General features: G+C 52.5%; 23 protein-coding genes. 8 read left to right on the top strand and 15 right to left on the bottom strand.

Annotated features, from left to right (window positions below):
• Positions 1–4 precede the first annotated feature (4 nt).
• The 10 genes from hypA to yghX all read right to left on the bottom strand — a co-directional run bounded on the left by hypA (position 5) and on the right by yghX (position 9,579).
• On the bottom strand, positions 5–346 hold the full coding sequence (hypA, locus tag JM656_RS03315; RefSeq protein WP_203359994.1) for a hydrogenase maturation nickel metallochaperone HypA: 342 nt from the start codon (positions 344–346) through the stop codon (positions 5–7).
• Positions 339–827, bottom strand: coding sequence for a hydrogenase-2 assembly chaperone (gene hybE, locus JM656_RS03310; protein ID WP_203359993.1), 489 nt, complete (start codon positions 825–827; stop codon positions 339–341). Before hybE ends, hypA begins: the two co-directional genes overlap by 8 nt.
• Positions 820–1,314, bottom strand: a complete 495-nt coding sequence (locus JM656_RS03305) for a HyaD/HybD family hydrogenase maturation endopeptidase (protein WP_203359992.1) — start codon at positions 1,312–1,314, stop codon at positions 820–822. Before JM656_RS03305 ends, hybE begins: the two co-directional genes overlap by 8 nt.
• Complete coding sequence (gene hybC / locus JM656_RS03300; RefSeq protein ID WP_203359991.1) at positions 1,314–3,017, bottom strand: hydrogenase 2 large subunit; 1,704 nt, start codon at positions 3,015–3,017, stop codon at positions 1,314–1,316. Before hybC ends, JM656_RS03305 begins: the two co-directional genes overlap by 1 nt.
• A complete protein-coding gene (gene hybB / locus JM656_RS03295) occupies positions 3,014–4,192 on the bottom strand; it encodes a Ni/Fe-hydrogenase cytochrome b subunit (protein ID WP_203359990.1) in 1,179 nt (392 codons plus the stop codon). Before hybB ends, hybC begins: the two co-directional genes overlap by 4 nt.
• Positions 4,182–5,168: a hydrogenase 2 operon protein HybA gene (gene hybA / locus JM656_RS03290; protein WP_203359989.1), complete on the bottom strand. Its 987-nt coding sequence runs from the start codon at positions 5,166–5,168 to the stop codon at positions 4,182–4,184. The genes hybB and hybA overlap by 11 nt, the downstream gene beginning before the upstream one ends.
• Before the next feature lie 2 nt (positions 5,169–5,170).
• A complete protein-coding gene (gene hybO, locus JM656_RS03285; protein WP_203359988.1) occupies positions 5,171–6,289 on the bottom strand; it encodes a hydrogenase 2 small subunit in 1,119 nt (372 codons plus the stop codon).
• A 188-nt stretch (positions 6,290–6,477) separates the two neighbouring features.
• On the bottom strand, positions 6,478–6,765 hold the full coding sequence (locus tag JM656_RS03280; protein ID WP_203359987.1) for a DUF2623 family protein: 288 nt from the start codon (positions 6,763–6,765) through the stop codon (positions 6,478–6,480).
• Positions 6,766–6,846: 81 nt separating this feature from the next.
• Positions 6,847–8,487: a methyl-accepting chemotaxis protein gene (locus tag JM656_RS03275; protein WP_203359986.1), complete on the bottom strand. Its 1,641-nt coding sequence runs from the start codon at positions 8,485–8,487 to the stop codon at positions 6,847–6,849.
• Between the two features lie 204 nt (positions 8,488–8,691).
• Positions 8,692–9,579, bottom strand: a complete 888-nt coding sequence (yghX, locus tag JM656_RS03270; RefSeq protein WP_203359985.1) for a YghX family hydrolase — start codon at positions 9,577–9,579, stop codon at positions 8,692–8,694.
• 156 nt (positions 9,580–9,735) lie between these two features.
• Here yghX and JM656_RS03265 point away from each other — a divergent pair, with 156 nt between their 5' ends.
• Entirely contained in the window at positions 9,736–10,776 is a 1,041-nt protein-coding gene (locus tag JM656_RS03265) for an aldo/keto reductase (RefSeq protein ID WP_203359984.1), read from the top strand.
• 90 nt (positions 10,777–10,866) lie between these two features.
• Here the strand turns inward: JM656_RS03265 and JM656_RS03260 are convergent, their stop codons facing one another.
• Positions 10,867–11,370, bottom strand: a complete 504-nt coding sequence (locus JM656_RS03260; protein ID WP_203359983.1) for an ESA_00282 family adhesion-associated protein — start codon at positions 11,368–11,370, stop codon at positions 10,867–10,869.
• A 107-nt stretch (positions 11,371–11,477) separates the two neighbouring features.
• Between JM656_RS03260 and JM656_RS03255 the strand changes: the two genes are divergently transcribed.
• Together JM656_RS03255 and JM656_RS03250 are read left to right on the top strand one after the other, a co-directional pair.
• The gene (locus JM656_RS03255; RefSeq protein ID WP_203359982.1) at positions 11,478–11,882 is read left to right on the top strand and encodes a hypothetical protein; all 405 of its coding nucleotides are present in this window, start codon (positions 11,478–11,480) and stop codon (positions 11,880–11,882) included.
• Position 11,883: 1 nt separating this feature from the next.
• Positions 11,884–12,294 (top strand): cytoplasmic protein, encoded by a 411-nt coding sequence (locus JM656_RS03250; RefSeq protein WP_203359981.1) that lies wholly within the window; start codon positions 11,884–11,886, stop codon positions 12,292–12,294.
• Between the two features lie 134 nt (positions 12,295–12,428).
• On the opposite strand, the gene exbD is transcribed toward JM656_RS03250, so the two are convergent.
• Together exbD and exbB are read right to left on the bottom strand one after the other, a co-directional pair.
• Entirely contained in the window at positions 12,429–12,854 is a 426-nt protein-coding gene (exbD, locus tag JM656_RS03245; RefSeq protein ID WP_162379505.1) for a TonB system transport protein ExbD, read from the bottom strand.
• Between the two features lie 6 nt (positions 12,855–12,860).
• On the bottom strand, positions 12,861–13,595 hold the full coding sequence (gene exbB / locus JM656_RS03240; protein WP_203359980.1) for a tol-pal system-associated acyl-CoA thioesterase: 735 nt from the start codon (positions 13,593–13,595) through the stop codon (positions 12,861–12,863).
• 253 nt (positions 13,596–13,848) lie between these two features.
• On the opposite strand from exbB, the gene metC reads away from it, so the two are divergent.
• Positions 13,849–15,036 carry a cystathionine beta-lyase gene (metC, locus tag JM656_RS03235; RefSeq protein ID WP_203359979.1) on the top strand — a complete coding sequence of 396 codons (1,188 nt, stop codon included), beginning with the start codon at positions 13,849–13,851 and terminating at the stop codon, positions 15,034–15,036.
• A gap of 131 nt (positions 15,037–15,167) precedes the next feature.
• Positions 15,168–15,827, top strand: a complete 660-nt coding sequence (yghB, locus tag JM656_RS03230; protein WP_203359978.1) for a DedA family general envelope maintenance protein YghB — start codon at positions 15,168–15,170, stop codon at positions 15,825–15,827.
• 39 nt (positions 15,828–15,866) lie between these two features.
• On the opposite strand, the gene JM656_RS03225 is transcribed toward yghB, so the two are convergent.
• Positions 15,867–16,766: an AraC family transcriptional regulator gene (locus JM656_RS03225; protein WP_203361208.1), complete on the bottom strand. Its 900-nt coding sequence runs from the start codon at positions 16,764–16,766 to the stop codon at positions 15,867–15,869.
• A gap of 193 nt (positions 16,767–16,959) precedes the next feature.
• On the opposite strand from JM656_RS03225, the gene yqhD reads away from it, so the two are divergent.
• The 3 genes from yqhD (at position 16,960) to JM656_RS03210 (ending at position 20,706) form a co-directional block, all read left to right on the top strand.
• Positions 16,960–18,123 (top strand): alcohol dehydrogenase, encoded by a 1,164-nt coding sequence (yqhD, locus tag JM656_RS03220; protein ID WP_203359977.1) that lies wholly within the window; start codon positions 16,960–16,962, stop codon positions 18,121–18,123.
• Positions 18,124–18,227: 104 nt separating this feature from the next.
• A complete protein-coding gene (gene dkgA, locus JM656_RS03215; RefSeq protein WP_203359976.1) occupies positions 18,228–19,055 on the top strand; it encodes a 2,5-didehydrogluconate reductase DkgA in 828 nt (275 codons plus the stop codon).
• A 247-nt stretch (positions 19,056–19,302) separates the two neighbouring features.
• Positions 19,303–20,706: a DASS family sodium-coupled anion symporter gene (locus tag JM656_RS03210; protein WP_238929227.1), complete on the top strand. Its 1,404-nt coding sequence runs from the start codon at positions 19,303–19,305 to the stop codon at positions 20,704–20,706.
• 103 nt (positions 20,707–20,809) lie between these two features.
• On the opposite strand, the gene JM656_RS03205 is transcribed toward JM656_RS03210, so the two are convergent.
• Positions 20,810–23,029, bottom strand: coding sequence for a YgiQ family radical SAM protein (locus JM656_RS03205; RefSeq protein ID WP_203359974.1), 2,220 nt, complete (start codon positions 23,027–23,029; stop codon positions 20,810–20,812).
• Between the last annotated feature and the right edge of the window lie 73 nt (positions 23,030–23,102).

The following is a 23,102-nucleotide window of genomic DNA, read 5'->3' as shown; positions in this document are numbered from 1 at the left end:
CGGGTTATTCAACTTCAATACTTTTTACTTTCAACGTATCGCCAGTTTCAACACGCAGACGATCGCCATGGCAAAGCGGACACTGCGCGTCATGCTGCAAGATTTCAACCGCCTGACTACAATCCCAACACCAGGCCTGAGCCGGTTTGTAGTCGATGTGAAGCTCACATCCCTGCGCAACCGTACCCTGGCAAACGATATCGAAACTGAAACGCACAGCGCTCTCTTCAACGCAAGAGAGCGCCCCGATCTCCAGCCACACGCCGGTGACCCGCTTTACATCATGTTGTTCTGCCTGCTGCACGATGATCTCAACGGCGCTCTGGCACAGAGACAACTCATGCATTTTCGCAGTTCCTACGGCCCAGCAGCAGCGCACGACGATTTAGCTGTGGCGCGTCAGGATTGCTAACCGGCAGCGACAGCAGCATCCGCGCACAGTCATCCGCCAGGCGGACCCCTTCTTCAGCCGACATGCTGTGATTAAGCGGCGACATCAGCGAACAGGAGAGATACTGTGAAACGCCATCCAGTTCGCCAACGGTAAAGGTCATTGTGCCGTAGGGCAGACGAAGCCCCAGTTTTTCACTGACTTTACGCTGCGGCCAGAGTTGTTCCGGTCCAGGGAAAATCAGCGCACTCAACATCCACGGGGTGATAACACACCCCGTCCATTGACCTTCAAATAGCGTAAAATCAGAGACGTACACCGGCATATTCGGATGCAGAAAAGCGAGATCGTGCATCGAACGCTGCGCAATCTCTTCAAACGCGGCCTGAACCTGCGCCTTCGGGGGAGTCTGGAACCCTAAAAACTCCTCAGACATGCGCCGCCTCCCGTGGGATAGCTTCAACACCTGATTCGCGCAGCGCGGCAAGAACCTGCTCTAAAGCAGGTTCAATCATCGCTTCCACTGTCGGCGTTAAGCCAATATGCGGTTCCAGCGATTCCGGGATAACCCCCACCAGGGTCAGTTTCTTCGGAAATTCGTCGGTGAAGCGAAGGGCCGACAAAACGTCGGCCAGCCCAAGCTGATGCGGGGAGATCTTGTTGGTAAACAGTGCCGGAATCTCTTCATCCCGCAGGATCATCATGGTTCCCGGTGTGTTTTTTCTCGACACAATGGCGTCAGCAATGATCAGGTGATCTCTGTTCGCCATATCGCCGAGAAGCTCCATTCCCGCCGTGCCGCCATCGAGGATCTCAACGAAATCCGGCAGCACATATCGCTGCTCTAACGCTTCAACGATACGTACTCCGATGGCTTCATCGGTCAGCAAAATATTGCCGACCCCTAAGACTAATATCCGCATTACAGAACCTTAACTGAGACGACTTCGTTCCCGTCAACGTCCACCACATGCACCGCACATGACATACAAGGGTCGAAGGAGTGAATGGTACGCACCACTTCCAGCGGTTTGTTCGGATCGGCGATCGGCGTCCCTACCAGAGAGCGCTCATACGGTCCCACTTCGTCATTAAAGTTACGTGGGCCAGAGTTCCAGGTTGACGGTACAACCGCCTGGTAGTTGCTGATAATGCCGTCTTTGATCACCATCCAGTGAGAAAGCATACCGCGTGGCGCTTCCAGGAAGCCGACACCTTTGAATTCGCCAGTTGCCGGAATATTCGGTTTCACGAAGGTCGTGTGGTCGCCTTTGCCGATGTTCACGATCAGCGCGTTATACTGATCCTGCAAGACATTCTGCAGTTCACAGCAGTGAACAGTACGACCAATAATACGGCCCAGCGTCGAATGCAGTTGCGCCACTTCGATCGTTTTACCGGTCAGCTTGGTGTAAATCGCAATGATTTCATTCAGCTTGGCATGAGTAGACTCACGTTTCGCCGCCAGTTTACACAGCATGTTGGCCAGCGGACCCACTTCGACAGTCTTGCCGTAGAAGGTTGGCGCTTTAACCCAGGAGTATTTGCCGTCATCTGACCAGCCGGTGTAATCCGGAACCGTTGTGCCTTCCCACGGTGCCTGCGGCGCTTCGTCTTTGTACCACGCGTGTTTCGCACTTTCCTGAATCCCTTTGATCAGGTATTCGTCGGAGTGAGAGGTGATCGGACGATAGGTAGACAGGTTCGCATCCGTGATGTAACCACCAGGGAACAGGAAGCTTCCGTTTTTACCGTCAGTCGGGAATTCCGGCGCGCTCAGGTAGTTCACCGCACCCTGACCGCGTTCCAGCCACTCAGGATAGAACGCCGCAATAACCGCGGTATCCACCTTGTAAACCTGCTCAACAAAGTCGCTCAGCTTATCGATGAAGGACTTAATGTACATCAGGCGTTCAAGGTTCAGCACGCCCAGACCGTCCAGATTGATAGGGTTCGCTACCCCACCGACCGCCAGGTTCTGAATGTGCGGTGTTTTACCGCCCAGCAGTGCCACGACGCGGTTTGCATCACGCTGGCATTCCAGCGCCTGCAGGTAGTGCGCCACCGCAATCAGGTTCACTTCCGGCGGCAGTTGCATCGCCGGGTGACCCCAGCAACCGTTAGCGAAAATGCCTAACTGACCGCTGGCAACCAGATCTTTAATCTTGTTCTGAACCTTGGTGAACTCTTCCGCGCTGTTCAGGTGCCAGGTCGACACGCCGTTCAGCATCGCCGAGGCTTTCGCCGGATCGGCTTTCAGTGCGGAGGTGATGTCCACCCAGTCCAGCGCAGACAGCTGATAGAAGTGCACGATATGGTCATGCGTGGTGTGCGCTGCCAGAATGATGTTACGGATGTACTGTGCGTTCACGGGAACATCAATATTCAGCGCGCTTTCTGCTGCACGCACAGAAGAGATAGCGTGAGTCGTGGTGCAAACACCACAAATACGCTGCACAATCATCCACGCATCGCGCGGATCGCGGTTTTTCACGATCTCTTCCATGCCGCGCCACATGGTGCCGGATGCCCATGCTTTTGATACCACGCCATTTTCGATTTCGCAGTCGATGCGTAAATGCCCCTCAATACGGGTTACCGGATCAATAGTAATTCTCTGGCTCATGCTTTGCTCGCCTCATGACGATTTTGATCGTTTTGCTTTAAAGGAGGAAGTATCGGCAGTAGACGAATGAGTACGATATATGCGCAAATCTCAATAGCCACAAAACCAATAGAAATCAACAGTTCTTCCCAGGTCGGGAAGTAGTGGTAGCCGCCGCCTGGATTGAATGCCACCAGCGAGTAGGACAGACGCCATGTTGCACAACCTAACAACGCGCTCAGCGCGGACAGGTACAACATACGTGAGTCGTTACGCAGTTTCGCGATGCGCAGTACCACCAGCGGGAAGACCATCAGAACAACCTCAAGCCAGAACATGGCTGAGTAGAAGTCGCCTGCAAACGCATACGACAGTTTGTCCCGATAGATAAGTTCACCAAAGCGCAGAACCACGAAGATCGCCAGCAGGACGCTGATCGTGTTCGTTAGCTTAATGAACAAACTTTTCTCGTCCGGACCGTTCCCTTTCAGACCGCTTTGTACCAGCGAACCTTCAAAAATCACGATCGAGAAGCCCATGATAAAGGCGGTCAATACCGAGAACAGCGGCAACATTTCATAGGCTTGCCATAGCGGATGGACCTTATTACCCGCAGAAATCATCAATGAACCCATTGAAGACTGGTGCATAGTCGGCAGCAGCGCGCCGAGGGCAATGATAAAGAACATCACTTTGTTCAGACGCTTGAGGGACACTTTCCACCCCAGACGTTCAAACAAGGCTGGGGCAAATTCCAGCGCCATGATGCCGATATAGATGGTCATACAGACCGCCGTTTCGAACAGTACCGAGTTCACATTAAAGTGGCCCGGAATGTAGAAATACGGCAGGTTCCAGTATCGGCCTACGTCGATAGTGATCGACAGACCACCGAGGGAATAACCGAACAGGCTCGCCAGCAATGCAGGACGTACCAGCGGGTGATATTCCCCTTTATTAAAGACATACACCGCCCACGCCAGCGCCCAGCCGCCACAGGCGAAACCGGTGCCGATCAACAGGTCAAACGCGATCCACACGCCCCACGGGAAACCGCCGTTCAGATCGGAGACAGACCCCAATCCGAATACCAGACGTTTCACGATGAGGATCATGCAGAGGATGATAAGCGGCCCAAAAATAATGACCGGTTTACTGACTATTTTTCCGCCCAGCGGTTTAGGATCATGACTCATGATCGTCTCCTCCGTCGTGATGGTCGTTTTTGGTGTTACGACGAACCAGCACGGTTAAGCCCGCCAGCACGGCCAGTGGTAGCATCATGCCTTTATACAGGGTGTGTTGAACATGTTCGGAACGTGCGCCTGTTGAAAGATCGGCCAGCTGCGGAAGGTCCAGATTCTCATAAGGAACCCCCGTCAACACCAGCACCTGTGTACCACCGCCCTCTTTTTCACCGTACAGATGCGGGTGGTACTTCGGTACCGTCTGCAGATAGGTATCGTCCGATTTCAACGTTTGGCGTGGATAGTGGTAGTCGCTGCCTGGTTTCAGTGCCAGACGTTTTTTCGCTTCCGCCATCAGCTCTTCACGCGTACCAAAAATGACCGCCCCGGCCGGACAAACTTCGACGCAGCCTGGCAAACCGCCTTTATCAAGACGCTCAACACCTTTCTGGTTACACAGTTCACATTTATGCAGTGCACCAAACGGGTTGTTGTAGTCGTATTTCGGCACGTTGTAAGGACAGGCAACCATGCAGTAACGACAACCGGTACACACATCTTTGTCGTAATGAACGATGCCGGTTTTGGGATCTTTTTTGAGTGCAGATACCGGACAAACAGAGACACAGTTGGGATCGACGCAGTGCATACATTGTTTTTTAATGTACGCGTAGCCGTTCTCTTCCTGGTCCTTGTTGACGCCATCGCCACTACGCCACACCTGAATAACGTTATTGGTGTATGGAGACAGTTTGTCGTTATTGGACCAGGTCTGTTCCCCTTCAGGGTTACGCGCCGGGAAGTTGATATCCTGACACTTGGTCACGCAGGCCTGACAGCCTACGCACAGCGTCGAGTCATACAACATCCCCAGCGATCCTGGGATCGGCGGGCGATTTTCGGCAGCTGCATAGCTGACAGACGGCGCGGCGCCTAACAGCAATGCCCCGCTGGAGGCTGCTTTAATAAAGTTACGTCTGTTCACGGTTATTCTCCCCGTGAGTCAGCGTCATCTTTCTTTTGCTGACGCCCCAGTTCACGTACCGCCATCACGCTGACACCGGCAACCAGCCCAGCAACACCGCCAAGCAACCCGATAGCGCCAGCAGAAACGTTGCCGCCCTCTTTCATGTTCACGTCAGGTTTTTCTGAGCGCGGAGTTTGATTTTCCACATGAGCGAGCTGGTGGATACCTTTGTTGAAACCAATGCCTTCTTCGTTACAGCCGTAGCAAGGGTGTCCAATCGCGACTGGCCACACACCGCCGACATCACAGAACTGCAGTGTGGAGCAGTTACCGTAGGTTTCTGGCCCTTTACAGCCCAGATGGTAGAGGCACCAGCCTTCACGGTGGCCTTCATCACCAAACTCTTTCGCAAAACGACCGGCATCAAAGTGCGGGCGGCGTTCGCAATGTTCGTGAATCAAGCGACCATAGGCAAAGGTAGGACGATTTTTCGCATCCAGTTTCGGTGGTTTGCCATACGTAATGATGTGCGCAACTGTCGCAAGGAAGTTGTGCGGGTTAGGCGGACAGCCTGGGATATTGATGATGGTTTTGCCTGGCAGTACTTCCTGCAAACCGACGGCACCCGTTGGGTTCACGCCCGCAGCAGCCACGCCGCCCCATGCAGCACAGGAGCCGATAGCGATAATCGCCGCCGCGCCTTCAGCCGCTCTGCGGATATGATCCACAATAGGCTCACCGGCAACCATGCAGTAAATACCGTTATCTTTTAATGGGATAGAACCATCGACAACCAACACATACTGCCCTTTGTATTTCTCCAGAGCATTGTGTTTGTTCTCCTCGACCTGATGGCCGAAGGCGGCGGAAAGAACCTCATGATATTCAAGAGAGATGGTCTCCAGAACAAGGTTTTCTACCGTTGGGTGAGTTGCTCGCAGCAGGGATTCAGTACAACCCGTACATTCCTGAGCGCCAATCCAGATAACCGGTGGACGCTGAGGACGGGTAACCGACTCGGCCATTTCTGCGGCGGCTTTGCTACTGAGCCCCATCGTAGCGGCTAGTGCTGCACAAAGCTTCATGAAATCACGACGGTTAACGCCGTGAGAATTGGTGAGAGTATTATCTCCAGTCATTATATTGTTATTCCGTTGCAAAGACCTGGCTCTATTTTGCACCCATCGCAAAAACCATACTGCGATCGGTGCGCCATTTACCACACTTTCTTTATGGTTATGTATATTATGATACTGCGACGGGACAATAAAACGAAGGTGTAAGACAATAGTGTAATTAATTAAACCAAGAGAATACCCCTTTTGGATCAAGCTTCGAGTCGATAACCGGCCATGAAAAATCGAATTGTAGTATTCGACTGATTCTCTCTAAAGAAGTCCATCACCATCTCTTTATCCAGTCCATAACGGCGAGTCAGAATTCCCGCCTCCCAGGCGCTAAGTTGGCGATCGCCTGTTTTTTCAAACATTCGATGCGAAAAACCTAATACGAAACCACGTTTATAATCGGCACAAAAATTCGCCACATTACATGCGCTGTCAGCGTGTGATGCGTTTAACCCAGCCATCAAACCTTTGCCAAAATGATTTTTCATACCGCCTCCAATCGCTATATAATAAATTATATAGCGATTTTTTAAACAAAGGCCAGCGGTATTACGTACTTTTTACCCTAATTAAAAGGCAACCCACTCATCGGTTAAACCAGAAGCAGAAGCCCCGGTTTGGGCTGGGCCGGAGGTGTTTTTTCCCGGCTGAGTCTGCGGTTCGCTATGAGAGAGGCGGAACCGTTGTACTGAGTGCTGCAACTCCTCGGTCTGGCGTTCCAGCGCTGACGCGGCCGCGGAGATCTGCTCCACGAGCGCGGCGTTTTGTTGGGTCACGCTGTCCATCTGGGTGATCGCCACCCCCACCTGAGAGATGCCTTTGCTCTGCTCCTCGGAGGCCGATGCAATTTGCTTCATGATGGTAGTAACTTCCGTGACGCCCCGCAGAATGGCCTCCATGGTCGAGCCGGTATCTTTCACCAGCTGCGCTCCCTGCCCGACACGATGCGCTGATTCAGCAATCAACGTTTCGATCTCTTTCGCGGCGCCCGCACTGCGGCTGGCCAGATTGCGCACTTCGCCTGCGACAACCGCAAATCCGCGACCTTGCTCGCCCGCTCTGGCGGCTTCAACGGCGGCATTCAGCGCCAGGATATTGGTCTGGAAGGCGATGCTGTTGATAACGGTAGTGATTTCGGCAATCTGCTTTGAACTTGCAGAAATACCGTCCATGGTATCAACCACTTCCGACACCAGCGCACCGCCTTTTTCGGCGGTGGCCGATGCAATATCTGCAAGTTGGCTGGCCTGGCGCGCGTTATCTGCATTCAGTTTTACCGTTGCGGTAAGTTGTTCCATGCTGGCAGCCGTCTCTTCCAGTGCGGCAGCCTGTTCCTCTGTACGGGAAGAGAGATCGTTGTTTCCGCTTGAGATCTCCGTCGCGCCGCGCCAGATATTGTCACTGCCTGAGCGAATCGTGCTCACCGCTTCACGCAGACTGTCCTGCATTGCACGGAGCAAAGGCATCAGTTGCCCCACACAGTTACGCCCCAGATCTTCAATCGGCTGGCTGAGATCGCCCTGCGCAATCTGGCGAAACTGCTGACGGATATGCGCCAGCGGCTTCATCAGCAGCACCACAAGATAACGGTCAGTAAAGAGGAGGATTGCGATACCCAGAATCGCGGCGGTGATGATCATCGTGCGGATAACCGATGTTTGACCATCCACCATGACACGGGTGTGATCCAGTTGGGTCCCGGCTTCGTGGTTAAAACGCTCTACACTGGCACCAAACGTACGGCTTAAGGCGGGCGTCACGGTCGTTGCCTGCTCGCGCCATGCCGCCTGAGAACCCTGCGTTGCCAGTTGCATTTGCGGCATAATCCCCTTGTCCAGCAAGCCCTGCCAACTCGCCAGCACCGCAGCAGCCACCTCCTGATCCATTGGACCCGGCGACAGCCTTTTCATTTCCTCGAGCTTTTTACGCATATTATCAAGGGATTGCTGTGCAGGGGCGAAATCGGGGATGCCGCCGCCGATTTTCACGTCCATTGCGCGACTCAGACGGGTAACAAAGCGGAAATACTGATCGTTGCCCTGGCTAAGAACCGTCATCTGGCGCACCAGATGTCGGTCAACTTCGTTCCCTTGCGTGACGTTAGATAAGGCATGGATACTAAATACACCGACGCCCGACCAGAGCAGACAAAAAAGGCCCAATATTGTCAGCATGACAACACGAATAGAGAGATTTCGCAGTAAGTACATAAGTATTCCCTTGCCGTAAATGAGGATTCGCCATTAGGCGTGACTTATCTTCGTTATCGGCAAAATGTGAAGAAGATATACTTACTTTTCATTTTTTATGCGATAAGACCCCCCTCAATCACAATATTGAATAAATGCTAACGGAATGGGAAACTATTATTATTCAATGTCCGGTCTTAATACTTATAAGCAGCCTCATACCTTTCAGCGTAAATACTTTTCGAACCAGGCCAGTGTACGTTGCCAGGCAAGATCGGCGGCGGATTTGTCATAGCGCGGTGTCGAATCATTGTGAAAACCGTGATTTACCCCAGGGTAAATATACGCTTCAAAGACGTTATTATTTGCTTTAAGCGCTGTTTCATAGGCGGGCCAACCCTCGTTAATCCGCGTATCCAGAGCGGCATAGTGTAATAACAAAGGTGCGTTGATTTTGGGGACATCTGACGCCGGAACCTGGCGGCCATAAAAAGGAACCGCGCAGGCCAACTCTGGATACGCTACTGCCGCCGCATTCGATACCCCGCCGCCATAGCAAAAGCCGGTGATACCGACCTTACCCGTCGCCGCCGGATGGTGCTGCATAAACTCAATGGCGGCAAAAAAATCATTCATTAATTTTGTGGGGTCAATCTGTTGCTGCAGTTCCCGGCCTTTATCATCGTTACCAGGGTAACCGCCCACAGAACTCAGGCCATCTGGCGCCAGCGCAATGTAACCGGCCTTCGCCACTCGCCGCGCCACATCTTCAATATAGGGATTCAATCCCCGATTCTCATGAACCACCACCACCGCAGGCGTTTTACCCTCAGCCTTTGCGGGCCTGACCAGATACCCGCGAACGTCGCCATGCCCGTTCGGTGACGGATAGGTAATGTATTCCGGCACAATATCCGGGTCGGTAAACTCCACCTGCATTGCCAGTGCATAATTCGGTTTCAGCAGGTTAAACAGCGCAAGCGCCGTCACGCCACCCACAGCGTACTTCGCGGCGAGGTTGAGAAACTCACGTTTGGATATCTTTCCATGCGCATAGTAGTCGTAGTAATCGAGTAGTTCTTGCGGAAAATCTTTGGCAGTTAGTCTCGGCATACCCTCACTCCGGCACAGATGTTTTTTTAAGCAAAGCATAGCAGCGTATTTTTGCCCAATATTTCATCTCAATGTGACCTGGCGAACGGGACAGATCTGACGCAGTCGCTAGAATAGAAACGTTGTTTTGAAATCCAACAGCTCTAAGGAGATTGCATGACCTGGTTAGCTAACCCTGAACGTTATGAGCAAATGCTTTATCGCTATTGCGGGAGAAGTGGTTTGCGTTTGCCTGCGCTGTCACTGGGCTTGTGGCACAGTTTCGGTCACGTTCACGCGCTGGATTCACAGCAAGCCCTGCTGCGGAAAGCATTTGATTTAGGTATCACCCATTTTGATTTGGCCAATAACTATGGACCGCCTCCGGGCAGCGCAGAGGAGAATTTTGGTCGCCTGTTACGCCGAGATTTTGCGAACCATCGCGATGAACTGATCATCTCCACCAAAGCCGGATACGACATGTGGCCGGGTCCTTATGGCGCTGGCGGTTCACGTAAATACCTGCTGGCGAGCCTCGATCAGAGCCTGCAACGTATGGGGCTGGATTACGTCGATATCTTCTATTCGCACCGGGTCGATGAAAATACGCCGATGGAAGAGACAGCTTCTGCGCTGGCTCAGGCGGTACAAAGCGGGAAAGCGCTTTATGTCGGCATCTCCTCATACTCTCCCGAACGTACTCAGCAGATGGCTGACCTGCTGCGCGAATGGAAGATCCCGCTGCTGATCCATCAACCCTCCTACAACCTGTTAAACCGTTGGGTTGATAAAAGTGGTCTGCTGAATACGCTGGAAGCCAATGGGACAGGTTGCATCGCCTTTACCCCGCTCGCCCAGGGGTTGCTCACGGGAAAATATCTGAACGGTATCCCGGAAGGTTCCCGCATGCAGCGTGAAGGGAAAAAGGCCCGTGGCCTGACGGAGAACATGCTCACCGAAGAGAATATTGCCAGCCTGCGTTTGCTCAACGAGATGGCGCAACAGCGCGGACAGTCGATGGCGCAAATGGCATTAAGCTGGCTGCTGAAGGATCCCCGGGTCACATCCGTACTGATTGGAGCCAGTCGCCCTGAACAACTGGAAGAGAACGTTCAGGCGCTGAATAACCTGACGTTCACCCCTGAAGAACTCACGCAGATTGATAAGCATGTCGCGGATGGCAAACTGAATCTGTGGCAAGCATCATCAGATAAGTAAAGACATTGCGCCGGGCGGCCCTTTTGCCTTACCCGGCCAGTGAGTGAAAACCCGCTTCTGACCATTCTTACCGCAGCAGATTCACAGCGCTCAAACGTCATCCGGTTTTACGGGCGGGCGCTGATATTCTGGCCACACCAGCGCGACCAGGGAAGGATAAGCCTCCAGGCTGAACTCCCGAAAACATTGTCGCAAATTGAGCACATCAAGATCAGAATGCGATACCTTTTCCCCATTCAGACAACGTTTTTTAATATTGTCATAGTATTTGTACACCGCAGAATTAAGATCGCTACAACGTCTTTGCGCATCAAACAAACCTGCCGTTCCATTCAATTCAGCCACCGTCATCCGTTTTATCGTGGCGTGAAGAAAATCGATATATTCATGATTAACTCGCCAGTACCATACCGGCGTAATAGTGTTCATGAGCGATGAAAAATGATCTTCACCCTCTTCTTTCGTCATCGGTTCCTGTTGATGGGTTGCGTTTGCTCCCGCTTCAGAATAATTTTTATTAAGTCCTCGCATCAGGACAAGAACACCAAAGGTAAGCAATAGCAGGGTAATAACAGAATAAAAAATACTGTTCATTTATTGGCTCCATTTTTTTTGATTTTAAAATTACACCATGCTATTGTCAACGAAACCCGCCTTATAAACACACTCGTTATACTATTGACAGGAAAGGATATTACAGCATGCTTCCCGAGCATCTTGTTCCGTCTCGTTTTCATTTATCGCCTTCCCCCGCTGAACCCAGCACCGCAGAAAAGAGTGAAAATTTAGCTCAGGGAAAGAAATCACTCAGCGATTATGAATCAGATATTTTAATTAGCGCCACCGCAACTGGCCAAGCCAGGAATATGCTACTTGAAGAACGCGACCGCCATTTAAAAGATCGATTGTATCGAGTTGCCAAAATTGAAACGTTTGCCCGCCTTATAAATGCACTGCAGGCCGAAGGTGATATTGATGCGCAAACCGTCAGCAAAATACTGGCAGAAACAACCGCACGGATAAACGACGATGGTAATAAAATTTGGCTTAATTTAATTACCGGGGAGAAAAACACCCCTATCTTTTATTCTCTGGAAGATGCGTAAAATGAAAGACGTTGAGGATAATAATGTTTATTTAGCTTTAGATAGCGATAAAAGTGATGAATTTATCTTAAAGCAAAATCTTGACGCGTTAATTGCCAATAAAAATGCCATCCTTGAAAACGTCGCGCAAGAGATGGTGTCAATTCCCGCCGCGCTGGTGCGGTTAAAATGGCAAAACCGCCGTGAAATCTATGCCCTTCAGGTAAAGGAAGAGATCTACGGCGCGATCATTAACACCCTCACGCAGCAACGCCCGGAGCTACATGACAAAATCATGGCTCGCCTGGAAAGCAGCTGGCAGCACTTGCTGACGCGGGAAACAGCCACATTGCGTCTGACCCGTAAACTTTCCGATGGCAATTACCGGACAGCCAATATCACAACGGTAGCGCTGGATGAGAATCGACAATAAACGCGAAGAGTGAAAGTGTGGAAGAGGTTTTCAAGGACAACGGTGAGTAGGGTTGTGCCGGGCGACGATACCTGCCCGGCCAATGAGCCGCAGAAAGCAGGCCGGACAGGCCCAGGCACCGTCCGGCAAAACGATTACTTCGCTTTTGCGACCTCTTCGCCAACCAAACCAATTTTCAGGTAACCCGCCTGATGCAGCGAGTCCATTACCTTCATCATGGTTTCGTAATCAACCGTTTTGTCCGCGCGGAAGAAGATCGTGGTGTCTTTCTTTCCTTCGGTCAGCGTATTAAGCGCGTTGATCATGGTTTCATCCGTGACCTGATCGTTGCCGATGAACATGGAGTTATCGGCCTTCACAGACAGATAAATCGGTTTTTCCGGACGGGGTTGCGGCACACTGGAGGAGGCAGGCAAATTCACCTTCACATCCACCGTCGCCAGGGGCGCAGCCACCATAAAGATGATCAGCAGAACCAGCATAACGTCGATAAACGGCGTCACGTTGATTTCATGCATTTCACCGTTATCGTCCAGGTTTTCGTTAAGACGCATTGCCATGAAACATTATCCTACACGTAATTTCTGCGCGGCACGTACCGGCTGAGCGGAGACACTCGCGTTCAAATCCAGATCACGGCTTTGCAGCAACAACACCTGTGCCGCCACGTCGCCCAGCATCGCTTTATAGCCGCCAATCTGGCGAGCAAAGACGTTGTAGATAACCACAGCAGGAATGGCCGCAATCAGGCCAATCGCCGTCGCCAATAGCGCTTCTGCGATACCCGGCGCCACGACGGCAAGGTTAGTGGTTTGCGTTTGCGCGATACCGATGAAGCTGTTCATGATGCCCCATACCGTACCGAACAGACCCACAAAAGGAGAGATCGCACCGATAGTCGCCAGATAACCGTTACCCCGTCCCATATGACGACCCACGGCTGCGACGCGGCGTTCCAGACGGAACCCTGTACGCTCTTTAATACCTTCGTTATCTTCACTGCCTTCTGACAGTTCCAGTTCGTTTTGCGCTTCGTTAATCAACATCGCGCTAAAACTTTTTGCGTCAAATTCAGAAGCGATATCGCTTGCCTGATCCAAAGAACGGGCTTCAGCCAGTTGCTCTTGCTCACGCTTGAGTCGGCGCTTCTGCGTGAAATGCTCAACGCTTTTGCTGAAGAAGATAGCCCAGGTGACCACTGACGCCAGAATCAGACCAATCATCACGCACTTAACCACAATGTCGGCGTGCTGATACATACCCCAGACGGAAAGATCCGTCTGCATCAAATTATTACCCACTCTGTATCTCCAGGACGCAAATCACAAAATCTGAGCGCAATAATATCAAAACGACGTCGAATTGATAGTCGTTCTCATTACTATTTACATATTGCCGCACCTTTGGTTTCTTTTCCTTGCGCTTACGCAGTAAAAAAGTCACGAGAGGTTATTTTGATAAAATTTTCTGCTTTATCGAGATTCCTCTGGATGCGTGGTGCAGCATTCATGTTAGTTTAGACATCCAGACGTATAAAAAAACAGGTCGAGTGACATGGCAAAAAAACACCTTGATACCCAATTTGTGAACGCAGGGCGCAGTAAAAAGTACACCCTGGGATCGGTAAACAGCGTGATTCAACGCGCTTCTTCACTGGTATTTGAGACAGTCGAAGCGAAAAAACACGCCACCCACAACCGCGCCAACGGCGAGCTTTTCTATGGCCGTCGCGGAACGTTGACCCATTTCTCTCTCCAGGAAGCGATGTGCGAACTGGAGGGCGGCGTCGGATGCGCCCTGTTCCCCTGTGGAGCAGCGGCCGTCGCCAACACCATTTTGGCTTTCGTCGAACAGGGCGATCACGTGCTGATGACCAACACAGCCTACGAGCCAAGCCAGGATTTCTGCACCAAAATTCTCGCCAAACTCGGCGTGACCACCGGCTGGTTCGACCCCATGATCGGCGCCGATATCATAAAACACATTCAGCCCAACACCCGAATCGTTTTCCTGGAATCCCCGGGCTCCATCACAATGGAAGTCCATGACATCCCAGCGATTGTTGAAGCCGTCAGACGAGTTGCACCTGATGCGATTATCATGATTGATAACACCTGGGCCGCCGGGGTGCTATTTAAAGCGCTGGATTTTGGAATCGATATCTCTATTCAGGCAGGGACAAAATATCTGATTGGGCACTCTGACGCGATGGTCGGCACGGCGGTTTCCAACGCACGCTGCTGGGAGCAACTGCGTGAGAACGCCTATCTGATGGGACAAATGCTGGATGCCGACACGGCGTACATGACCAGCCGTGGTTTACGTACATTGGGCGTGCGCCTGCGTCAGCATCATGAAAGCAGCCTTAAAGTGGCTGAATGGCTGGCAACCCACCCGCAAGTCGCGCGCGTCAACCATCCTGCGCTCCCCGGCAGTAAAGGCCATGAATTCTGGAAGCGCGATTTTACCGGCAGCAGCGGTTTGTTTTCATTTGTCCTGAATAAAAAGCTCAATAATGACGAGATGTCAGCCTACCTCGACAACTTCAGCCTGTTCAGCATGGCCTACTCTTGGGGTGGTTTTGAATCCTTGATTCTGGCGAATCAACCTGAGCACATTGCCGCTATTCGCCCTGAAGGCGTGGTGGATTTCAGCGGAACACTTATTCGCTTACATATTGGTTTAGAGAATGTTGACGATCTTATTGAGGATTTAGCCGCAGGATTTGCCCGGATCGTGTAAAATTGCCGCTAATGGACATAATTGCAGACACTTCCAGCAGAAAAGTCTGTGTTTGTTGCGTCCGGGATCAAAGCGTCCCGGGCAATTCGAGAGTACAATAGGCACTTAAACGCGGTTCCACAGGAAAGTCCATGGCTGTCATTCAAGATATAATCGCTGCGCTCTGGCAACACGATTTTGCTGCGCTGGCGGATCCACATGTTGTTAGCGTTGTCTACTTTGTGATGTTTACCACGCTGTTTTTAGAAAACGGCCTGCTGCCTGCATCCTTTTTACCCGGAGACAGCCTGCTGATACTGGCAGGAGCGCTGATTGCACAAGGAGTGATGGACTTTGTACCCACCGTGGCTATTTTAACCGCGGCGGCCAGTCTGGGCTGTTGGCTCAGCTATATTCAGGGTCGCTGGCTGGGAAATACCCAAACGGTGAAAGGCTGGCTGGCACAGCTACCGTCCAAATACCATCAACGCGCAACCTGTATGTTTGACCGACACGGCCTTCTGGCCCTGCTGGTTGGGCGTTTTTTGGCGTTTGTCCGCACACTGTTGCCCACAATGGCGGGAATTTCCGGACTCTCTAACCGCAGATTCCAGTTTTTTAACTGGCTGAGTGGTCTTCTGTGGGTTGGCGTGGTGACCAGTTTCGGCTATGCGCTCAGCATGATCCCGTTCGTCAAACGCCATGAAGATCAGGTGATGACGTTTTTAATGATCCTGCCGATTGCCTTGCTGACCGCAGGTCTGCTCGGTACGGTGATCGTTGTCATCAAGAAAAAGTACTGCAGCGCCTGAGTCCCTCCTCTTTCCCGGCCTTACCAGCCGGGAAGTCAGTTAACTCCCCTGGAGAGTCCGAATTCGCGCCGCATCCTCACCCGGCGTAACGCCAAAATAACGTTTAAATTCCCGACTGAACTGCGACGCGCTCTCATAGCCTACCCGCATCGCAGCAGCGCTCGCTTTCATCCCATCGTGAACGATCATCATACGCGCCTTGTGCAGTCGGTAGCTTTTCAGGTATTGCAGCGGCGAGGTGCTGGTGACCGATTTAAAATTATGATGGAACGCGGAGACGCTCATATTGGCCTCTGCCGCCAGTTGCTCAACGTTAAGGTTTTCAGTGTACTTATTTTCAATGCGCTTAAGCACACGGCTAATCAGGCTAAAGTGTGTCTGGCGACTCACCAGCGCCAGCAGCGCTCCCCCGCGCGGTCCGGTCAACACGTGGTAAAGCATTTCACGGATAATCTGTTTGCCCAGGATACGCGCATCCAGTGGCCGTTCCATCACATCTAACAGTCTCTCGGCGGCGCAGAGGATCTCATCTGACAGCGTGGCGGAGTTAATCCCGCTCGCCGCCATCGACGGCTGGAAGCTATCGTCCTCACCGATGTCCATCAGCAGTTCCTGCAGTTGCAGGATATCCACATTCAGACGAATTCCGGCCAGCGGGCGTTCTGGCGTCGCATAAGTTTCACATTCAAAGGGTAAAGGTACTGTTAGCAGCAGATATTCATTGGCGTCGTAGCGAAATACGCGCTCATTGATATAACCGATTTTATGTCCGGAGAAGAGAAATATGATGCCCGGCTCATACATCACAGGCGTACGCAGGCCAGGTTCAGTGCCATACAGCAAGCGAATATCAGGAAGCAATTCACTAAGCTTCTTCTCATTGTTTTTCAGCTGCTTAATTTTATCTGTCAGCAGAAGACAGGTCTCTTCTCGGTTCATAGCGCGCCACTTTGCCATTGGTTTACAACCTCTACATAGTGCGCACATTTATCCGTTTTCTCCAGTCCTCTGGAGAAATGGGCAAGACATTGGCAGAAATGAGCATTGAGAGGCGCGCCGCTGAAGACCACAATGTTCACCATCAGGCAGCCATCCACCTGCCCTCTTTTCTACCCACATAAGGGAACGAACAATGAACAATTTTAATCTGCAGACCCCAACCCGTATTCTGTTCGGTAAAGGCGCTATCACCGATCTGCGCCAGCAAATTCCGCAGGGCGCCCGCGTGTTAGTCACCTACGGTGGGGGTAGCGTGAAAAAGACCGGCGTTCTGGCTCAGGTACATGACGCCCTCAGCGGTCTTGATGTGCTGGAGTTTGGCGGGATTGAGCCAAACCCGTCTTATGAAACGCTGATGAATGCTGTCAAAATGGTGCGTGATGAGAAGGTGACTTTCCTGCTGGCTGTGGGGGGAGGCTCCGTCCTGGACGGTACCAAATTTATCGCTGCCGCCGCTCACTACGCCGATGGCGTCGATCCGTGGAAAATTCTGGAAACCCGCGGTAACGACGTGAAAAGCGCAGTCCCGATGGGCTCGGTTCTGACGCTGCCCGCGACCGGTTCCGAGTCTAACTCTGGCGCGGTTATCTCGCGCAAAACCACCGGCGATAAGCTGGCGTTTATGACACCGTTTGTACAGCCAGTCTTCGCTGTGCTGGATCCGGTTTACACCTACACGCTGCCGCCGCGTCAGGTTGCCAACGGCGTGGTCGATGCATTTGTACACACGGTAGAACAGTATGTTACCTACCCGGTCGACGGAAAAATTCAGGATCGTTTCGCTGAAGGTATTCTGCTGACGCTGGTTGAAGATGGCCCGAAAGCGCTGCAGGAGCCTGAAAACTATGATGTCCGCGCCAACGTGATGTGGGCGGCGACGCAGGCGTTGAACGGTCTGATTGGCGCAGGTGTTCCCCAGGACTGGGCAACCCATATGCTGGGCCATGAACTCACCGCCATGCACGGCCTCGATCATGCCCAAACGCTGGCTATCGTTCTGCCAGCGCTGTGGAATGAAAAACGCGACACCAAACGTGCCAAACTGCTGCAATACGCCGAGCGCGTCTGGAACATTACGGAAGGTTCTGATGACCAGCGTATTGATGCTGCTATCGCCGCCACCCGCAGTTTCTTTGAGCAATTAGGGGTGCCTACCCGTCTCTCGGATTATGGTCTGGACGGCAGCTCTATCCCGGCGTTGCTGGCAAAACTCGAAGCGCACGGTGGCACAAATCTTGGTGAACATCAGGATATTACGCTGGACGTCAGCCGCCGTATTTATGAGGCGGCGCGCTAAGGTTTTTTCGCTTCAGACTTTCGTTTTTGGGCATTTCGTCCAGACTTAAGTCACACAACCTCACCGGGGCGATGCTCCGGTGAGCTCATATGAAGGAGGAACGCATGGCTACACCAACCATTATCAAGCTTCAGGATGGCAATGTAATGCCGCAACTGGGCCTGGGTGTCTGGAAGGCAAGCAATGAGGAAGTGATCTCCGCCATTCATAAAGCGCTGGAAGTGGGGTACCGCTCAATTGACACTGCTGCCGCGTATCAGAATGAAGAAGGGGTCGGCAAGGCGTTAAAAAACGCGGGCATTGCCCGGGAAGAGCTGTTCATCACCACCAAATTGTGGAATGACGATCAAAAACGTCCTTACGAAGCGCTACAGGAAAGCCTGGACAAACTACAGCTCGACTACGTGGATCTCTACCTGATGCACTGGCCTGTCCCTGCTATTAACCATTATGTTGAAGCATGGAAAGGGATGATCGACCTGCAAAAGCAGGGGCTGGTGAAAAGCATCGGCGTATGTAACTTTCAGGTCAATCACCTCCAGCGTTTGATCGACGAAACGGGCCTGGCGCCGGTGATCAACCAGATCGAACTGCACCCGTTGATGCAGCAGCGCCAACTGCATTCCTGGAATGCCACCCACAAGATCCAGACAGAATCCTGGAGTCCGCTGGCGCAGGGCGGCGAGGGGGTATTCGATCGCCCCATTATTCGCGACCTGGCAGACAAATATGGCAAATCTCCGGCGCAAATTGTGATTCGCTGGCATCTGGACAGCGGTCTGGTGGTGATCCCGAAATCTGTCACGCCTTCACGTATTGCGGAAAACTTCAACGTCTGGGACTTCCGTCTCGATAAAGATGAATTGAGCGAAATTGCCAAACTCGATCAAGGAAAACGTCTGGGGCCAGACCCGGATCAGTTCGGCGGTTAACGCGTTCACGTTACTTTTTTAAGCCCGATTTCCTGTCGGGCTTTTTTCATTTTGACATACACCGAAACAATATCCGCCTGATTCTCTGTATATTTCCTGCCAACTCAGGTGCAGCATTATATTAGTTAACCATTTGGTTACTCATGGAAATTATATTCACCCATAACTGATAACAATATTTTATAGGTGGCTTATTGTGAAGGAAAACAAAACCCAGGGCGTCAAATGGCTCCCACTCATTATCATTATGTTGATCACCGTCGGACTGTGGCAACTCCCTCCTCCCACCGGATTAACGGCACCCGCATGGCACTCGGCCATTATCTTTGTAGCCACTATCGCCTCTATTGTTGCAAAAGTACTGCCCATTGGCGCTGTGGGCCTCATTGGAATTACCGTTTTTGCGCTCGTCTATGCCGCCGGGGATAAAACCGCCAGTGGTGCAATTACCACGGCACTGAGTGAACTCAACAGTTCGCTGATCTGGCTGATTGTCGTGGCGTTTATGATCGCCCGGGGATTTATCAAAACCGGCCTGGGTCGGCGTATTGCCTTGCAAATGATCCGCCTGCTGGGCAAACGTACGCTGGGGCTCGCCTACGGCCTGGCCTGCGCCGATCTGATCCTCTCTCCGGCGATGCCAAGTAACACCGCTCGCTGCGGCGGCGTCATTTATCCTATCGCCGACTCACTGGCGCGCAGCTTTGATTCACGACCCGATGATGAGTCTCGCAGTAAAATCGGCACCTTTCTGATCACCTGTATCGGGAACGTGAATGACGTTACCGCCGCGCTCTTCATGACGGGCTACACCGGTAACCTGTTAGCGGTGAAACTGGCGGCAAACGCAGGCGTCACCTTAACATGGGGAAGCTGGTTTATGGCGGCGCTTCTGCCCTGCCTGGTCTCGCTGCTGATCGTCCCCCTCCTCGTCTACTGGTTGACCCGACCGGAAATCAAACATACTCCCGATGCTCCCAATATCGCACGCAAAGAGCTGGCGGAAATGGGAAGCATGACGCGAGGTGAATGGTTGATGCTGGCAACCGTCGGCGTCCTGCTGGTGCTGTGGATTTTTGGTGATGCGCTGGGGGTGGATGCGACAACAGCCTCGTTTGTCGGTCTCTCTATTCTGCTACTGAGCGGCGTACTCAGTTGGGAAGACGTCAAAAGCGAGAAAGGCGCATGGGATACGCTGATCTGGTTTGCGGCATTGTTAATGATGGCAAACCAGTTGAAGAAATTAGGTTTCACCACCTGGTTTGGCAATCTGATTGGCGACAGTATCGGCAGCACGATGCAGGGTACCAGTTGGGTGATCGTTCTGCTTATCCTGAATGCCGCCTATTTCTATACCCATTACTTCTTCGCCAGCGGTAACGCTCAGATCGCCGCACTCTATGCCGTATTCCTGGGGGTTGGCCTGCACCTGAATATCCCGGCAGCGCCGATGGCGTTGATGCTGGCGTTTACCAGCAGCCTGTATTGTTCACTCACCCAGTACACCCACGCACGCGGTCCGATCCTGTTTGGCGCAGGATATGTTCCAACAGGCGTATGGTGGCGAACGGGATTTGTCATCAGCTTGTTTAATCAGGCGGTCTTTTTGACCGTGGGGCTGGCATGGTGGAAAGTGCTGGGTCTGTACTAAGACTATGATGCTGGCCGGAGGGTGGTGCAAGCCCCTTTCCGGCCGACCATTCGTAGCGTTAAACGAAAGCCCGGTCAGCGTTAGCGCTGCCGGGCAATAAGGTTTAGCGCCCTGCCGTAGGTTTAGCGCGTTTTTTCGCCCCTTCAGACGGTTTGCGCGACGGCGTTGACGGCGTTTTCTTCGCGCTCGCCGGTGTCTGACGCTGATGCGCCACTGGCGTGTGCTTGGTCAATGCCGGACGCGTATTACGGTTCTGACGACGCGCTTCGCGCATCTCTTCCAGCGTCGGTGACGGAACCAGGCACTCACGGCGACCGCCGATCAGATGCTTTTTACCCATCTCTTCCAGCGCCTGACGGATTAATGGCCAGTTAGCCGGATCGTGGTAACGCAGCAGCGCTTTATGCAGACGACGCTGTTTGTCCCCTTTCGGCACCACCACATCTTCACTCTTATAACCAATTTTACCCAGCGGGTTTTTCCCGGTGTAATACATGGTGGTCGAGTTCGCCAGCGGCGACGGATAGAAGTTCTGCACCTGATCAAGACGGAAACGACGCTGTTTCAGCCACAGTGCCAGATTCACCATATCCTCGTCTCGCGTACCGGGGTGCGCAGAGATGAAGTAAGGGATCAGATACTGCTCTTTACCCGCCTGTTTCGAATAGGTATCAAACAGCTCTTTGAAACGGTCATAGCTGCCCATACCCGGCTTCATCATCTTCGACAATGGGCCTTCTTCGGTATGTTCCGGCGCAATCTTCAGGTAGCCGCCGACGTGATGGGTCGCCAGCTCTTTGATGTAACGCGGGTCTTCAACGGCGATGTCATAACGTACCCCGGAGGCGATCAGGATCTTCTTGATGCCCTTCAGATCGCGGGCGCGGCGATAAAGATTAATCGTCGGCTCATGATTGGTGTCCATATGCGGACAAATATCCGGATAAACGCACGACAGGCGTCGACAGGTTTGCTCCGCGCGCGGTGACTTACAGCGCAACATATACATGTTCGCCGTGGGGCCGCCAAGGTCAGAAATGATGCCCGTAAAGCCAGGAACGGTGTCACGGATCGCTTCGATTTCATTGATGATCGAATCTTCCGAACGGCTCTGAATAATGCGCCCTTCGTGTTCCGTGATCGAACAGAAGGAGCAGCCGCCAAAGCAGCCGCGCATGATGTTGATCGAAAAACGGATCATCTCATAAGCCGGAATACGGCTGTCGCCATACGCCGGGTGCGGCACGCGCTTATACGGCAGAGCAAAAACGCTGTCCATCTCTTCAGTCGAGAGCGGAATGGCCGGCGGGTTGATCCAGATGTAGCGATCGCCATGTTTTTGCATCAGCGCACGCGCACAGCCAGGGTTGGTTTCATGGTGCAAAATACGCGAAGCATGCGCATACAAGACTTTGTCGCCCTTCACCTTCTCAAAGGATGGCAGCAGCACGTAGGTTTTCTCCCACGGCTTCGGACGCGGCGGCTGAACAGTGACTGCTTTTGCTTCCTGCTTTTTCGGTGCTACCGGCTTGTTATCGGCGCACGGCAAGTCTTCGCCATACGGATGCGGGATGGGATCGATTTTACCCGGCGTGTCCAGACGCGTGGAATCCACGCCGCTCCAGCCCGGCAGAGCTTCTTTCACCATAATCGCGGTGTTACGTACATCGCGGATCTGGTCGATGGTTTCTCCCATCGCCAGACGGTGCGCAACTTCCACCAGCGGGCGTTCGCCGTTACCGAACATCAGCATGTCGGCTTTGGAGTCCACCAGTACCGAGCGGCGTACGGTATCCGACCAGTAGTCGTAGTGCGCGGTGCGGCGCAGACTGGCTTCAATGCCGCCGAGGATCACGGGCACATCTTTCCACGCTTCTCTACAGCGCTGGGTATAGACCAGCGTGGCGCGGTCCGGGCGTTTGCCTGCCACGTTATCCGGGGTATAGGCATCATCATGGCGCAGTCGGCGATCGGCGGTATAGCGGTTGATCATCGAGTCCATATTGCCAGCGGTAACGCCGAAAAACAGGTTCGGTTTGCCCAAACGCATAAAGTCGTCTTTGCTGTTCCAGTCCGGCTGAGCAATGATGCCGACGCGAAATCCTTGCGATTCCAGCATACGGCCACAAATCGCCATACCAAAACTCGGATGATCGACATACGCATCACCGGTAACCAAAATAATGTCGCAGCTATCCCAGCCAAGTTGGTCCATTTCGTCGCGTGACATCGGCAAAAAAGGTGCGGGACCAAAACAGGCTGCCCAGTACTGAGGCCAGGAGAAAAGGTCTCTGTCTGGCTGGATCAGGGATATTGCGCTCATAACACTTCCAAAAATGGTAAAAAAATAATCAAAGGCCGGCGATTATAAGCCGGAACGAATGAGAAATCGAAAG

The sequence above is a fragment of the Citrobacter sp. R56 genome, assembly GCF_016811995.1.
In the GTDB taxonomy this organism is placed as follows: Bacteria; Pseudomonadota; Gammaproteobacteria; order Enterobacterales; family Enterobacteriaceae; genus Citrobacter_D; species Citrobacter_D enshiensis.
This window is presented reverse-complemented; position numbering and strand designations above follow the sequence as displayed.

Coding starts and splice junctions, on each gene's coding strand:
- yghB (WP_203359978.1), top strand. CDS start 15,168: ATGGCTGTCATTCAAGATATAATCGCTGCGCTCTGGCAACACGATTTT.
- yghX (WP_203359985.1), bottom strand. CDS start 9,579: ATGCCGAGACTAACTGCCAAAGATTTTCCGCAAGAACTACTCGATTAC.
- JM656_RS03275 (WP_203359986.1), bottom strand. CDS start 8,487: ATGTACTTACTGCGAAATCTCTCTATTCGTGTTGTCATGCTGACAATA.
- dkgA (WP_203359976.1), top strand. CDS start 18,228: ATGGCTACACCAACCATTATCAAGCTTCAGGATGGCAATGTAATGCCG.
- JM656_RS03205 (WP_203359974.1), bottom strand. CDS start 23,029: ATGAGCGCAATATCCCTGATCCAGCCAGACAGAGACCTTTTCTCCTGG.
- JM656_RS03260 (WP_203359983.1), bottom strand. CDS start 11,370: ATGAACAGTATTTTTTATTCTGTTATTACCCTGCTATTGCTTACCTTT.
- hybE (WP_203359993.1), bottom strand. CDS start 827: ATGTCTGAGGAGTTTTTAGGGTTCCAGACTCCCCCGAAGGCGCAGGTT.
- hypA (WP_203359994.1), bottom strand. CDS start 346: ATGCATGAGTTGTCTCTGTGCCAGAGCGCCGTTGAGATCATCGTGCAG.
- exbD (WP_162379505.1), bottom strand. CDS start 12,854: ATGGCAATGCGTCTTAACGAAAACCTGGACGATAACGGTGAAATGCAT.
- hybB (WP_203359990.1), bottom strand. CDS start 4,192: ATGAGTCATGATCCTAAACCGCTGGGCGGAAAAATAGTCAGTAAACCG.
- JM656_RS03305 (WP_203359992.1), bottom strand. CDS start 1,314: ATGCGGATATTAGTCTTAGGGGTCGGCAATATTTTGCTGACCGATGAA.
- yqhD (WP_203359977.1), top strand. CDS start 16,960: ATGAACAATTTTAATCTGCAGACCCCAACCCGTATTCTGTTCGGTAAA.
- hybO (WP_203359988.1), bottom strand. CDS start 6,289: ATGACTGGAGATAATACTCTCACCAATTCTCACGGCGTTAACCGTCGT.
- JM656_RS03280 (WP_203359987.1), bottom strand. CDS start 6,765: ATGAAAAATCATTTTGGCAAAGGTTTGATGGCTGGGTTAAACGCATCA.
- metC (WP_203359979.1), top strand. CDS start 13,849: ATGGCAAAAAAACACCTTGATACCCAATTTGTGAACGCAGGGCGCAGT.
- JM656_RS03210 (WP_238929227.1), top strand. CDS start 19,303: ATGTTGATCACCGTCGGACTGTGGCAACTCCCTCCTCCCACCGGATTA.
- JM656_RS03225 (WP_203361208.1), bottom strand. CDS start 16,766: ATGAACCGAGAAGAGACCTGTCTTCTGCTGACAGATAAAATTAAGCAG.
- JM656_RS03265 (WP_203359984.1), top strand. CDS start 9,736: ATGACCTGGTTAGCTAACCCTGAACGTTATGAGCAAATGCTTTATCGC.
- hybC (WP_203359991.1), bottom strand. CDS start 3,017: ATGAGCCAGAGAATTACTATTGATCCGGTAACCCGTATTGAGGGGCAT.
- JM656_RS03255 (WP_203359982.1), top strand. CDS start 11,478: ATGCTTCCCGAGCATCTTGTTCCGTCTCGTTTTCATTTATCGCCTTCC.
- JM656_RS03250 (WP_203359981.1), top strand. CDS start 11,884: ATGAAAGACGTTGAGGATAATAATGTTTATTTAGCTTTAGATAGCGAT.